Annotated in this window: 13 protein-coding genes and 1 pseudogene; all 14 read right to left on the bottom strand. The window is 54.5% G+C overall.

Annotated features, from left to right (window positions below; translation table 11 throughout):
- Nucleotide 1: 1 nt before the first annotated feature.
- Entirely contained in the window at nt 2-1,852 is a 1,851-nt protein-coding gene (nuoL, locus tag H5P30_RS03160) for an NADH-quinone oxidoreductase subunit L (protein WP_185691512.1), read from the bottom strand.
- A 4-nt stretch (nt 1,853-1,856) separates the two neighbouring features.
- Nucleotides 1,857-2,162 (bottom strand): NADH-quinone oxidoreductase subunit NuoK, encoded by a 306-nt coding sequence (nuoK, locus tag H5P30_RS03155; RefSeq protein ID WP_185691511.1) that lies wholly within the window; start codon nt 2,160-2,162, stop codon nt 1,857-1,859.
- 25 nt (nt 2,163-2,187) lie between these two features.
- A complete protein-coding gene (locus H5P30_RS03150; protein ID WP_185691543.1) occupies nt 2,188-2,688 on the bottom strand; it encodes an NADH-quinone oxidoreductase subunit J family protein in 501 nt (166 codons plus the stop codon).
- 116 nt (nt 2,689-2,804) lie between these two features.
- A complete protein-coding gene (locus tag H5P30_RS03145; protein ID WP_185691510.1) occupies nt 2,805-3,356 on the bottom strand; it encodes a NuoI/complex I 23 kDa subunit family protein in 552 nt (183 codons plus the stop codon).
- 13 nt (nt 3,357-3,369) lie between these two features.
- Nucleotides 3,370-4,467 (bottom strand): complex I subunit 1/NuoH family protein, encoded by a 1,098-nt coding sequence (locus tag H5P30_RS03140; protein WP_185691509.1) that lies wholly within the window; start codon nt 4,465-4,467, stop codon nt 3,370-3,372.
- A 28-nt stretch (nt 4,468-4,495) separates the two neighbouring features.
- Complete coding sequence (locus H5P30_RS03135) at nt 4,496-6,217, bottom strand: NADH-quinone oxidoreductase subunit G (protein ID WP_185691508.1); 1,722 nt, start codon at nt 6,215-6,217, stop codon at nt 4,496-4,498.
- A 45-nt stretch (nt 6,218-6,262) separates the two neighbouring features.
- Nucleotides 6,263-7,621 (bottom strand): NADH-quinone oxidoreductase subunit NuoF, encoded by a 1,359-nt coding sequence (gene nuoF / locus H5P30_RS03130; RefSeq protein ID WP_185691507.1) that lies wholly within the window; start codon nt 7,619-7,621, stop codon nt 6,263-6,265.
- 17 nt (nt 7,622-7,638) lie between these two features.
- A complete protein-coding gene (locus tag H5P30_RS03125; protein WP_185691506.1) occupies nt 7,639-8,157 on the bottom strand; it encodes an NADH-quinone oxidoreductase subunit NuoE family protein in 519 nt (172 codons plus the stop codon).
- A 39-nt stretch (nt 8,158-8,196) separates the two neighbouring features.
- Entirely contained in the window at nt 8,197-9,435 is a 1,239-nt protein-coding gene (nuoD, locus tag H5P30_RS03120; protein ID WP_185691505.1) for an NADH dehydrogenase (quinone) subunit D, read from the bottom strand.
- A 6-nt stretch (nt 9,436-9,441) separates the two neighbouring features.
- Nucleotides 9,442-10,077, bottom strand: a complete 636-nt coding sequence (locus H5P30_RS03115; RefSeq protein ID WP_185691504.1) for an NADH-quinone oxidoreductase subunit C — start codon at nt 10,075-10,077, stop codon at nt 9,442-9,444.
- Nucleotides 10,074-10,607 (bottom strand): NADH-quinone oxidoreductase subunit NuoB, encoded by a 534-nt coding sequence (gene nuoB, locus H5P30_RS03110; RefSeq protein ID WP_185691503.1) that lies wholly within the window; start codon nt 10,605-10,607, stop codon nt 10,074-10,076. Before nuoB ends, H5P30_RS03115 begins: the two co-directional genes overlap by 4 nt.
- Before the next feature lie 129 nt (nt 10,608-10,736).
- Nucleotides 10,737-11,360 carry a hypothetical protein gene (locus tag H5P30_RS03105; RefSeq protein WP_185691502.1) on the bottom strand — a complete coding sequence of 208 codons (624 nt, stop codon included), beginning with the start codon at nt 11,358-11,360 and terminating at the stop codon, nt 10,737-10,739.
- A gap of 86 nt (nt 11,361-11,446) precedes the next feature.
- Entirely contained in the window at nt 11,447-12,373 is a 927-nt protein-coding gene (locus H5P30_RS03100) for a YitT family protein (protein WP_185691501.1), read from the bottom strand.
- 483 nt (nt 12,374-12,856) lie between these two features.
- Nucleotides 12,857-14,035 (bottom strand): annotated as a pseudogene (locus H5P30_RS03095) (IS4 family transposase).
- Nucleotides 14,036-14,103: the final 68 nt, after the last annotated feature.

The following is a 14,103-nucleotide window of genomic DNA, read 5'->3' as shown; positions in this document are numbered from 1 at the left end:
ATCAGAACCAGCCCATGGAAAACGCCCAAAACAGAACGATCCCCAAGAGAAACCAATAAACATATCCGTGAAGACTGCCGACGTGCAGACTTCGAGTGAAAACCCCAACAAGTCCGGCGATTCCCGCCGATCCCCTGACCATCACTCCTGAAATCAGGAAGAGATCAATGAAACCGAGGATATCGACAAACCGCTGCTGAATCTTTGTGACGTAAAAATCATAGACATCGTCGATGAAGAGACGGCGGCGGAAAACTGTGTAGAGCGCCGGAACCTTCTCAGCCAAGCGATCCTTGGAGCTGCCGATTCCGTAGAGAACGAGGGCAATGACCAACCCGGAAATCCAGGCAACCGTTCCCCAGATTTTGAGGGTTTCGTGAGCGTGGTGGAACTCCTCCCCGTGATATACGGCATTTACTTCACCCACAAACGACTGAGAGAGAACCTCAGGCCAGAAGGTGTAGAAACCACCGATTAACGCCAAGACCCCTAAAACCAGAAGCGGCAGAAGCATGACCGGACCGCTTTCCTTGCAATGCTCCACTTTTTCAGTGCGAGGTTTGCCCAGGAAGGCGATAAGGAAGAGTCGTCCCATATAGAGGGCTGTCAGCACAGCACCTCCGATGAGGAACCAAAAGATCGGTCCGTCGATTGCGAAGGCGGCCGTCATGATGGCTTCCTTACTCCAATATCCGGCAGTGAAGTTTGCCCCCATGAGAGCGAGCATTCCGGCGAGGAAGGCAATCGAGGTCACGGGCATCTTCTTGAGCAATCCGCCCATCTTGAAGATGTCCTGCTCGTGGTGGCAGGCGTGAATAATCGAGCCCGAGCAGAGGAACAACAGAGCCTTGAAAAATGCGTGGGTTGTCAGGTGGAACAGACCCAATCCCGGCAACCCAATCCCGACTGCCGCCGCCATGTAACCGAGCTGCGAGAGCGTCGAATAGGCGAGGATCTTCTTGATGTCGTTCTGCCCCAAAGCGACAAAACCAGCAATCAAGGCCATGCCAGCACCCGTCCAAGCGATCCATTCCAGAACGAAAGGAGTGAGGAGGACATCGATCCGCACGAGGAGGAAAATCCCCGCGGCCACCATGGTTGCGGCGTGGATGAGAGCAGAGATCGGAGTCGGGCCCGCCATCGCGTCCGGCAACCAGACGTGAAGTGGGAATTGAGCCGACTTTCCGAGGAATCCGCAGATCAAGAGCAGCCCCAATCCGGTCACGGCCAATGCTGGATTCGCTCCCACCGCCAAATCGATTTCACTCAAATTCAGGGTGCCGAACTTCCAGAAACACCAGACAATCCCGATCAGGAAACCAAAGTCCCCTACCCGATTGACGATGAAAGCCTTCTTCGAAGCTTCGGCGGCTTCATCCGTATCGCAGTAGTGGGCGATCAGCATGTAAGAACTGAATCCGACCAACTCCCAGAAGATGAATATCATCGCGAGGTTGTCCGCGAGGACGATCCCGAGCATCGAGAACATGAAGATCGAAAGTCCGCCAAAGAAGCGCCCCTTCGCCTTGTCGTCATCCATATACCCGATGCTGAACAAATGAATCCAGAATCCGACGAAGGAGACCACAAACAGCAGCAGGTGGGTATGCCCATTGAGCAGGAACCCCAACGAGATCGTGAGGTCGCCCACTGTGAACCAGTCGATCGAGGTGGTGTAAGGCTTGTCCGGAGCGTTCAGCAGGAGGAAAATCGACAAGACGAGAATCAGACCGCTCGCAATGACGGAGATCCCCGAAGCGATTCCTCCGCGATCGCGAAAGAAAAGCGCAATGAGCCCCGCCGACAGAAGCGGGGTCACCAAGATAAGAACCATGAGGGTGTTTAATTCCATCGGATCAGTTCTTCAAGCTGCTGAGCTGTTCAACCATCACCGACTGACGCTTCCGGAAAAGCGCCACGATGATGGCCAGGCCGACGGCAATTTCCGCCGCTGCGACCGTGATGATGAAAAAGACAAAGATGTTTCCGTCCATAATGCCGTTAAACCGTGAGAATGCGACGAGCGCCAAAATCGCGGCGTTGAGCATCATTTCCAGGGACATGAAGATCACCAGAACGTTCCTCCGGAGAAGCACTCCGAAAAAACCGATGGCGAACAACAGCCCCGCAACGAAAAGGAAAGAATTCAGACTAAGTGTCATGACGAATATCCGTACCAATCAAAGGTCAGGAAGCGCTCTGCTCCTGGGATGGTTCCCGTTTCTTGCTGATGACAATCACACCGATCATCGCCACCAACAACAACAGCCCCGTCAACTGGAACGGAAGCATGTATTTCGTGAAGAGCCCGAATCCGTAGGACTTGGTGCTCAGAGAAAGTTCCATCGGAGCCGCAGCGGAGGGGAAATCCGGGGCTGCCGCAAGGGAAGCAAACGCCTGCCCGGACATACCGTCCGAGCCGAGCAGTGAAATGATCCCGACCACGATCAAGGCCAAGGAAATCCCGCTGGCAAAAGCCGTTACGGTTCGAGGCTTGATCTTCTCCACCTCATCCATGTCGAGCAACATGATGATGAAGAGAAAGAGCACCATGATCGCGCCCGCGTAGACGAGAATCTGGAGAATGGCCAAAAAGAAGGCCTCCAGAAGCACAAAGAGCGCGGCCATCCCCACAAAGGAGACGATCATGAACATGGCGCCGTTGACCGGATTGCGAGCTACGACCATCAAAAAGGCCGGTAGCACCGTCAATACCGCGAAAATAATGAAAAGCACGTCCACGGGAAATCAACCTGTAATAAAGGTGTTAGCGGGAAAAGACAAAAATCGAAAGGATTGCGCCCTCAATGGTGTCCGCCCGCTGCCGCAGCCTCCTCTGCTGCCTTCTTTTTGTCCCACTTGAAATGTTCGTCGGGGAGCGTTCCACCTAGTTCGTAAAGTTTCTTCTTATCGTTCACCATTTCCTCACGCGAGTATCCAGAAAGTGAAAACACGTCCTGAAGAAAAATAGCCTCCTCGGGACAAACCTCTTGGCAGAGCCCGCAATAAATGCAGCGCAGCATGTTGATCTCGAACTCTTCCGGTCCTTTCTCGACGTGCTCATACTCGGAGCCCTCAGGGATTTCGCCCGGGGTGATCCGAATCGCCCGCGGAGGGCAGACAAACTCGCACAGTTGGCAGGAGACACACTTCTCGCGACCGTTGGGGTCTTTGACCAGGGTCGGCACACCTCGATACCCTTTCGGGATCGGGGGACGCTCCTCCGGGTACTGCAAGGTGACTGAGGGCTTGAAGATTTGCGAGATCGTCGTCTTCAAGCCGGACACGATCTGCGGGAGATAGGTTCTCTCCGACAGGCTCAGCGGCTTGCGCTCGATTACTTTGGTTTCAGCCATGGTGAGTCAAAATTTACTGTGTATCGATGATAGCGATAATGATCGCGTTCAAGATGAGGTTGGCGATCGCCAGAGGCAGGAGGATGGTCCAGCCAAGCTTCATCACCTGGTCGTAACGGAACCGGGGGATCGTCCAACGAATCAGAACGAAGAAGACAATCATCGCCACGACCTTTATGATGAACCAGATCGTTGAGAGAACGCCTCCGATCCAGCCATCGGGCCAAGGATTGGCTACGCCGGGAAGGAAATGCCATCCCCCGAGGAACAGCAGGGCGAAAAGAGCGGAACCGATGACGATGTGCGCGTACTCGGCGACGAAAAAGATCCCGAATTTGAAGCAGCCGTACTCCGTGTGAAACCCACCGACGAGGTCAGTCTCCGACTCAGCCATATCAAAAGGCAGGCGATTCGTCTCTGCGAAGATGGCGACGAGGAAAAGGAGCGCACTCAGCGGCTGGACAAAAATGAACCAGATATTCTGCTGATAGCCGACGACCGAGGTCAGACCCAAGCCGCCTTCGACCCCCGGTGCGTTGAGCCAGAGGAACAACGGGAAGATGGAGAGGCCCAGCGAGAGCTCATAGGAGATCATCTGCGCCGAGCTCCGGATGCTGCCGAGGAAGGAATACTTATTGTTCGAGGACCAACCCGCGAGCACGATCCCGTACACCCCTAGCGAAGAGACTGCAAAGATGAAGAGAATCCCAATGTCGAGCGGGGCTAACATGAGCGGATTGACCGCTCCGGTATCCGGATTCGTATACTGCCCAAACGGAATGACCACCATCGTCGTCAACGCCGGCACCAACGCGATGATCGGGGCCATGTAGTAATACACCTTGTTTACGTGCCCCGGAGTGATCTCCTCCTTGAAAAGGAACTTCAACCCGTCAGCCACCGGTTGGAAAATCCCCCATCGCACGAGCATGGGCCCGATCACAGGCAAATATTTGACGAAAAACGGAGAGGCCCGGTTCGGTCCGACTCGGCCCTGCACCCAGCTGGAAACCTTGCGCTCAATGAGCACGGAGTATCCGGCCATGGTCATGACCACCACGATCATCAAGACCGCGTATACAATTTTCAGGAGGACGGATGTGAGTTCCATTGGAATCTGACTGGATTGGCAAAAATGATCAGGAGGCTTCCGAGACGCCGATCGCTTCGCGAGCGAACTCGCGTGCATCGAACTTCAGCGATTTTTTCTCCGGGAATGGAAGATTGGCGAGATTCCCCGCCGAGATGGTTTGCCCATCGTCGGGGATCGAACGGAATTGAATGCCCTGCAACTCTTCGATCTCCGAAGAAAGGGAGTTCCAGGCGTCTTTGACCTGCACGGTCGCTGCCGTTTCCCCTTCGACCAAAGACTTCAGAGAGGCAAAGATTTGCAAATCGGAAAGGAGACCCGCAGGTCCAGGGATAACGGCGTGGAACTTCTGCAGTCGGAACTGCTGATTGATGAAGCTTCCGGAGCGTTCGAAGACCGTCAATGACGGGATCAAGATCGCCGCCAACGCGGTCGATGCACTCTTCTGAGTGGCGACCTGAATGAGCTGCACCTTGGCAATTTGCGCTTCCGTCAAACCGGCGGCCACCAAATCCTCATGCACTGCTAGCACGGTATCCACCGCCCCACTGTCAATTTGCGAAGCAAGATCGCTGAGATCTGCGCTCGGCAGGTCGGACAAGAGCCCAGTCACTAGACTTCCACGGGTGTTGGGAGTGCGGTCAGCCGATTGCAGGAGACCGTCTTCTTCTCCGAGGTGCTGAACGGCGAAAACCTTGGCCTTTTTAGACCGCGCCAACTGGCTCAGGTAATATTGCTCCTCAACCGAAGAGTGCGTGGAGGCCACAATGGCAATCTTCTCCGATGACTTGAGGATCTCGCCTGCCGCGCGAACCGCTTCGGTCGCGGTGGCGTTGGAGCCCTTGACCACGGGCTGACGTAGGCGCCCTTCCGCCTCGACCTGTTGGTAAAGGGCTCGGCCGCTATCGGTCATCCAAGTATCATTGACCGCGTCATTGCGCCGCGGTGTGATTCGGTAAATTTTCCCTTCGCGCTGCCAGACCTCGGTATTGGCCCCGACACTACTCTCGGTGCAGATGCTCTTCACCGACTTCAGGAACCAAACCCGCATCTTAAAACGGAAATCGCGACTGGTAAGCGCTCCCACCGGACAGATGTCCACGGTGTTCAGCGAGTAGTTGCTATCAAGATTCTTCCCGGGGAAACAGGTAAGCGTCGAATAGCTGCCCCGTTCGGTAAATCCGAGAACCGGGTCGTCCGCCACTTCGCTCATGAAGCGGATACAGCGGGAGCAAAGGATGCAGCGCTCATCATCGAGCATGACCCGCGGGCCGAGAACGGTCCGCTTGGGCTTCACGTTCTTTTCTTCGATAAAGCGCGAGTAGCCCCGACCGTAATCCGTGGCAAATTCTTGCAGACGACACTCCCCTGCTTGGTCGCAGATCGGGCAATCGAGGGGGTGATTGACGAGGAGGAACTCCATGACACCGTTGCGGCAATCTTTGACCAGATCCGTGTCGGTCTTGATATGGAGTCCGGGAGAGACCTTCGAGTTACAAGCGATCGCGGGCTTGGGCATCCAGCCGATCTTCTGCTTGCCGTCGTCATCCATCACGGGCTCACCCGTTCCGCGGTCACGCATTGGCATCCCCATCTCCACCAAGCACATCCGGCAATTTCCAGAAATGCTCAACTTCGGGTGGTAGCAGTAGTGAGGGATCTCCTTACCGGCGATCTCGGCGGCCTCAATCATGGTGATCCCGGTGGGCACCTCGACATCCTTACCGTCGATATTTACGGTGACCTTCTCTGTCTGACCTTTCTCGCTCATTTCGTCCTATCTGTAATCGTGTCCTTCGCTCCGTTCCAGACCGGGTCAGGCAACTGCCGCCGTCTTGGAATCTTTCGCTTTTCGTTCCGCCGCCTGTTTCCGGGCGTAATCGATAAATTCATCACGGAACTTCAGAATAAAGCTTTGCACCGGCCATGCCGTCGCTTCCCCGTGAGCACAAATTGTGCGGCCTTCAATCTGATCCGCAATGGATTTGAGAAGATCCGCGTCTTCCTCGCGCGCCTCGCCAGCGACCATGCGGGCGGTGACTTTCTTCAACCAGAGGGAACCCTCGCGGCAAGGAGTGCACTGACCACAGCTCTCGTGGGCATAAAAGGCATTAATATTTGCCAGGGCGGCAACGATGTCCGTCGAATCGTCCATGACGATGATCGCTCCGGATCCCGACATGGTGCCCGCGGCCATCGGTCCGTCGAAATCGAGAGGGATGTCTTCGACCCCCCAGTCAAATTCGGTGCCGTCTTTCAGTTTCCCTTGAAAACGTTCATCGGCGCGTAAGACCTTCGAGGAGGATCCTCCGGGGATGATCGCCTTCAGCTTGCGGCCAGGTCTCATCCCTCCGCACACCTCGTTGATCAACTCACCGTAAGTCATAGCCCCGCACTCCACTTCGTAGTAGCCGGGCTTCTGCACGTGGCCGGAGACCGACCAGATTCGGGTGCCAGTGTTGCCGGGTTTACCCAGCTTCGCGTACTCTTTGCCCCCGCGTTCAATGACGTGCTTTACGTGACAGAGAGTCTCGACGTTGTTCACGATCGTCGGGCACATGTAGAGTCCGAGAACCGCTGGGAAATACGGAGGCTTGATGCGCGGATAAGGACGCTTGCCTTCGATCGATTCGATGAGTCCCGTTTCTTCCCCACAGATGTAAGCTCCGGCTCCGCGGTGAACGATCAGATCACAGGAATAACCGGATCCGAGAATGTCGTCGCCGAGGAAGTTCTTGGCACGAGCCTCTTCGATCGCTTCCTCGAGAATGCGGGCGCCGTCATACATTTCCCCGCGGATGTAGATAAAGGAGAGAGCCGTCTGCGTTCCGTAGGCGGCGATCATCATTCCCTCAATCAGCTGATGCGGGTCCTTGTAGATGAGCTGGCGATCCTTGAAGGTTCCCGGCTCGGATTCGTCGGCGTTGCAGACGAGGTAAATCGGCTTGCCCGACTTCCGGTCGAGGAACTTCCACTTCATCCCCGCGGGGAATCCAGCTCCTCCACGGCCACGAACACCGGAATCCATGACCTCGGAGCAAATTTCCTCCGGCTTCATGCCAACGGCCTTTTTCAAGGCCTCGTAGCCACCCTTCGAAATGTAGGAATCAATGTCCCGACCGTAACCGGGTTGATCCACATTCTTTAACAAAATTCTATTTTCGCCTGCTGCCATATCCAGTTCTCCAGGTTTCAGGAGCCCCCCTTTGCGTTGGACCGGATCTCCTCGATCAGTTCGTCGGCCCGCTCCTCGGTCACATTCTCGTGGAGAACTTCATCGATCTGCACAACCGGAGCGGTTCCACAGCTGGCGATGCACTCCACGTATTCCACTGTAACTTCGCCGTCTTCCGAGACCTCGTTTAGCTCCACGCCAAAGGCATCCTTGAATTTCTCACAAACCTTGGCTCCCCCGTTGAGCGCACAGGAAAGGGTTCGGCACACTTTGACGTGGCGTCGCCCAATCGGCTTCTGGCGGAACATCGGATAGAATGTGACGAGCTCCAGAACTTTGATCGGCTCGATTCCCAAACGTTCCGCAATCCACTCAATGGCTTGCTCAGAGATGTATCCCTTCTCGTCCTGAATCAGGTGGAGAAGAGGCAAGGTCGCGCTCCGTGCGGAGGGATAGCGCGGGACAATCTTGTCGATCTTCGCGATGATCTCCTTGGGGAGCGCGAAGGGTTCCGCAATTTCAGTCGGTTGGCTCATGAATCGTTTTGGAATTCGGTTGCAAATATTCGGCGACAATTATCGGTCACAGTCCCCCATCACGAAATCCAGACTCCCGAGGACCACCGTGATGTCAGTCAGGTAGAGTCCCGGGCAGATTTTCGGGAGGATACTCAAATTACAGAAGCTGGGGGAGCGGATCTTCAAGCGATACGGCACCCCGCCCCCTTTGGAGACGACGAAGAACCCGAGAATCCCCTTTGGATTCTCCGCTTCGAAATAGACTTCCCCCTCCGGCATGCGGGGGCCTTCCGTCACGATCATGAAGTTTTGAATCAACTCCTCCATGCTCGTCAGGACCTTGCCCTTCGGCGGCTTATAAATCTTTTTCGCATCTTCGGCGTACCAAGCCCCGTCCGGGAAGCTCTTGATCACCTGACGAATGATCCGGATGCTCTGGCGAATCTCCTCGGCCCGGATCAGGTAGCGATCGTAGCAGTCTCCGGTGGTGCCAACGGGAACATCGAACTCATATTGATCGTAGCCCAGATAGGGACGATCCTTACGGAGATCGAGATCGACGCCGGTTGCACGAAGATTCGGCCCGGTGATCCCGTACGCCAGGGCGTCTTCCTGAGAAATCACCCCGACCCCTTCGGTCCGGTCCATAAAGATACGGTTCCGGGTCAACAGGTTGGTGGTTTCCTCGAGGATCGGGAGGTGCTGGTCGCAGAAGTCCGACACACGCTTCAGCCAGCCCTCGGGAATGTCGCGGGCAACGCCACCAATCCGGGTGTAGGAGGTGGTGAAACGGGCTCCGGTTAATTCCTCGAAAAGGGTATAGAGCTTTTCACGCTCGGTAAAGGTGTACATGAACGGAGTCCATGCTCCGGCATCCATCCCGTAAACCCCGACCCCAAGGAGGTGAGAAGAAATCCGGGCCAGCTCCGTCACCAAAAGACGAATGGCCGCACAGCGCGGGGGCACTTCCAGTCCGGCGAGCTTCTCCACCGCCATGGCATACGTTACGTTATTGGCGAGCGGCGCGATATAATCCAGCCGGTCCGTATAAGGAACGAACTGGTTGTAGGTCATGTTCTCGGCGATCTTCTCATCCCCACGGTGCAAATAGCCAATCACCGGCTCGCACTTGGTGATCAAATCACCATCGAGCTCCATCAGAAGGCGCAAAACCCCGTGTGTTGTCGGGTGAGAAGGCCCCACATTGAGGGCCATATCTTCGCCCTGGAGCTCATCCTGATAGGCGCTCGCACGCGCCCCCATGTCCCCAATCGAAATTTCTTTGGTCTTAGCCATAGTCGCTTACTTGTCCTCTCCCCCGTCTTCAAGAGAAGTTTTCTTCTGCCATTCGGTCCAGCTCTGATCCTTCGCCCGAGGTTCGGCCTTGCTCATCGGAGCCCCACTCTTACTGACGAAAGGCCCGCCCATCATCGGAGCCGGCAATACCTTCGCCTTCGTTTCCTCGCCGATTTCAGAATCCGGAAGTTCGGTCTCAATCCCCGCCAAAGGAAACTCTTTCCGCAGCGGATAATAGGGATACTCGTCCCACATCAAAATTCGGCGGAGATCGGGGTGCCCTTCAAAACGGATCCCGAACATATCAAAGGTCTCCCGCTCGTGCCAATTCGCACCGGGGAATAAGGCGACAATCGAGGCGACCGATGGATTTTCGTCGTCGACACAGTTCGTGACCACTCGGATGTAACGCGCTTCCTTCACGGAATAGAGGTGATAGACCACCGAGAATCGCGGAGATTCCTCTTCACTCCAGTCGATCGCAGTCACATCGCTGAGGAGATTGTACTCAAACTCGTCGCGCAGGCACTCGATCAACGGCAAAATCAGGTCCGCTGGACACTGGACCGCTGGGTGATCACTGGATTTCCGAGGTTCCAGCCCCTCAAAACGAGGCTGCAAACTTTCGATCAATGCGTTCATGCCCAAACCCTTTTCTCTTCGGCCTCTTTCCCGAGACTCTTGAACGAAGGCTCCTTCTCGATCTTCTTCTGAAGCTTCATCATTGCATCGAGGAGCGCTTCCGGCCGCGGAGGACATCCACTCACGTAGACGTCCACTGGAACGATACGGTCCACTCCCTGCAGGGTGGCATAGGAACGATACATACCCCCACTCGAAGCACAGGCCCCCATGGCAACGACCCACTTCGGATCCGCCATCTGGTCATAGATCCGGCGAACCACTGGAGCCATCTTATACGTAACCGTCCCGGCTACAATCATACAATCGGACTGCCGCGGAGAGAAGCGCATGACCTCCATCCCAAACCGGCTAATGTCAAACCGCGATGCGGCTACCCCCATCAGCTCGATCGCACAACAGGCGAGCCCCATCGGCATTGGCCAAACGGAATTCTTCCGGACCCAATTGATTACGGCGTCGACCTTGGTGACAATCACGTCACCCTCGACCTTAGAGTTATATCCTACTTGGCTGCTTTTCGTCTCCATATCTGGCTCACCTGCATTCAAAACGAAGATTCGAGGAATAAAAGGAAATTCCTGTTAAATTACTTCCCCAAACCCTTGGGCGATCAAAATTTAACGCAAGCCCCGACCTCATTTTCAATGAATTCGTCATTAAGCACTTTCCTCTCCAAAAATTGCGCCCCAGTCGACTTCATCCGATTTTTCCTCGGAGGTGGGAGAAAACTTTCCCGTTTCGACCAAAAACTCGATAAACTCACGATCCGAAGAAACTAGCCGATCCAAGGGCAAAACAAACTGACGCTCATCCTTCGACCGGACGATTTTCACGCTATCATCGGTAACATCCACGAGCTTAGCTTCAACCACTCGGCCCTCCAGATCCGTAAAAGTAACAATCTCGCGACTCGCCCTCGCCTCAAACCATTCACGCTTCGCCGGAGGCCACTTGGAATCCAGCGGGCTTTCCGTCATCTCGTCCTCCACGACCTCGGAAGAACTCTGATCCTCTGCGAAATTCTCTTCGCCGGAAGTGTCTTCCAGGGCGGCGACCAAGGCCTTCGCGGGCTCCTGACCGGACTCCAACGCTTCCAGCCGACTCTGCAACGCCCGAACCTCACTCGACAGCTCGGCCGTTAGCGAAGAATTCGTCGATTCATTCGCTGCGAAACGCACGCCAAACCAGCCCCCGAGAGCACTGACCATAAAGACGAGCAATAAAAGTCCCACCAATCGCATCAAGTTCCTGTTGATGACGAAATCTTCCGAGAAGGACAATCCTCAATCGGCCCGAGACCCTCAGAATATTCGCAAACGAGTCTCAATAAGGCCCAAGACCCCTCATCTGCTCCGATATGATCAGCTCATCGAATCGGCGAGATGAAATATCGTCGGGAGGTGCCTTCAATATCATTATGATAAAGGAACCCCTTCGGATCCGCATCTTCGATCGCGTCCTTGATCCCGGGCAACTCCTCGTGGGTCACGATTGTCCGAACCAACCAAAAGGGGTCCTGGCTATGGCCACCGAAAACAGGTTGGTAAGTGTAAGTCCGATGCGGAAAAGTCTTCTTGATCGCCTCTCCCACCGTTTCCCTCTCCTTCGTGATCATCGAGAGCATGGTCAGCTTGAACTTCTTGTAGAGGTTATTCAGGGTCTCCGCGGAGATAAAGATATAGATACAGGTATACATCAGGGTATTCACCACGGGCTCAAACTCCCCGCTCTTCAGGAAAGCCATGACCAGCCCGAAACCCGTTGAAATAATTGCGGCAAAAATTGCGATAAACCCAACCGGCTTCAGATACTTCATCGCAAAATAAGCCCCGAGGATGTCCTCGTCCCCCGTCGATCCGCGATTGGTAAACGCCAGTGCCTTGGCGACCCCGGAAAGCAGCCCCCCAAAAATCACCAGAATGATCCGTTCGTTCTGCGGCTCAGGATCAGCCACCCTCAACTCCGGTAAAACGGTGAGCAAACCGACCACCGTGCCCACCACCAAAAGCGAACGCAGGGCAAACATCCGGCCCACCGCGAAGAACGCAAAAACAATCAAGATGAACTGAAAGACGAAATAAAGCCCCGTAAACAGCGCCTCACTCTCATAATAGTAGGACAAAGCGGCCGCGATCCCCTCCGTCCCCGTCAAGACCACCTTAGATGGAAGAACAAAGTACTTCAACGCGATCGCGTAAAGAGACCCGGCCAAGACCACGAGAAGATACTCACGCACCCCCCGGCCCAGACCAAGACACTCCGCGAAAACTTCAGATCTGTTTTCCGACTCCATAAAGTATTTCTAATCCTAATAGCCTCGATTCAAAACTTTTTCAGCTACGATCCTCGAATTTCTCATTCTCCCACGACGCTCGCCTCCCAGCCAAGGCAGAATTCGAGTAAACCTCCCCTCTCCGGAGCAAAAGCCTGGAAGCGATTTTGACAAGGTTGGCCAGGCAAAGACCGGAAAGGATGTCATGAGACCCTGCGTGAGACCTTTTCCCGAATTTAGTAAGTTTTGTTGATAGTTATGGCGGGATGGGATTACGCAGCCACAGACTGCGACGCGTCAAGAGGCCACTAAAAAACTCCTTTTCTCACGGGAGAGCACCCAAAACCGGGAATAATCAGCCGAATCACTCCTCTTACTCAAATCCATGTCCCCCCTTCAATCCCCAGGAAAATAAGAAACGATAAAGAACTTCGTGAGCATATTTCGGAAGAAAAGCCACCGAAATTCATAATAGATCGTAATAATTTGTAAAATACAAACTCACTACTGTCCAGTTAGGAAGTCGTTGAAGTTGAGTTGGTTAGATAATTGAGTTTCGTCAAAATTTGTGAAGGATTCTGTAAATAGCTGATTGATATGAACTTTCTGAAAAGCGTTAACACTCAGAACTTGCAGAATCCGGGTCAAACTGTGGTCGAGGCAGAGAGTCTTTTTGAGACTGGCGACGAGAAGATAGGTGCAGATGGCGATCCAAATTTGGGTTCTGACGGCATTGTCCGAGGTTCCGAAGAAGGACTTGATCCGCAGGTTCTGTTTGATCCATTTGAAGAAAAGTTCGATCTGCCAGCGGCTCTTGTAGACCAAGGCGACGGTCAATGCTGGGATGGAAAAATTGTTGGAAAGGAATACCAAGTCCTTGCCAGTCTCCTCGTCGAAGAAACGAACTCGACGCAAAGCAATGGGATATCGTTCCTTGGACAGGGCTCCGCTCAGACCGATTGTTTGATCGCTGCGCAGACCTGTGATTTTGGCAACTCTGCGGGACTCCCGGACATAGCAGTCGAGGTTGCGTTTGGCACGGATAACGAAGAACGCTCCGGCCTGGCTGAGGCCGAAGAGTCGACCGAAGTCGAGGTATCCACGATCCATTACATAGATCGTTCCGGGAGAGACTGGCATTCGGTCGAGGAAAGACACATCGTGTTCCCGTCCCTTCGTAACGTCGATGAACAGCGGGATAGAGCCTTGAAGTTCGAACTGCGTGTGGATCTTTACCGCCGCTTTCGTGGAACGAAAGTCCGCCCAAGGGAAGAGAGTCAGGCAAAGATCGATGGTGCTCGAATCGACCGCGACGACCATGCCATCGAGACCCATCGGGTTCGTCTCGCCTGCCTAAAGTCTCCGCGTCCTTCGAATGAGGATATGAGCCATGGCTTCGTAGACGCGCCAGTCCCTCCATTGGTTGGCATATGCCAAATTGGTGCGGGTAATGTTGCCGCGAAACCCCATCGCGTAAGCGTTTTGATTCCCGCGCAAACAAGCCTCGATCTCGCGCAACCCCTCCCGGTAAGTCAACTGGGCAAAGACCATGGCAAGGAATTGGTCGCGTGCGGTAAATCCGCGACTGCTCTTGGGCATCGGGTAAAGCTTGATGCATCGGTCGAACTCCTTCCGGTCCAAGCCATCGGTAATCTGAGTAAAAACGAGCCTGCCAGCGTTCATCCGTTATTGAGAACGAATGCGACGGAAGGTCGCCAGCCGATTCAAATGCGTGACAACCTTTATCCTGT

This window comes from Puniceicoccus vermicola (assembly GCF_014230055.1).
Taxonomy (GTDB): Bacteria; Verrucomicrobiota; Verrucomicrobiia; order Opitutales; family Puniceicoccaceae; genus Puniceicoccus; species Puniceicoccus vermicola.
Note: the sequence above shows the minus strand (reverse complement) of the source record. Positions and strands in the feature narration are given on the sequence as shown.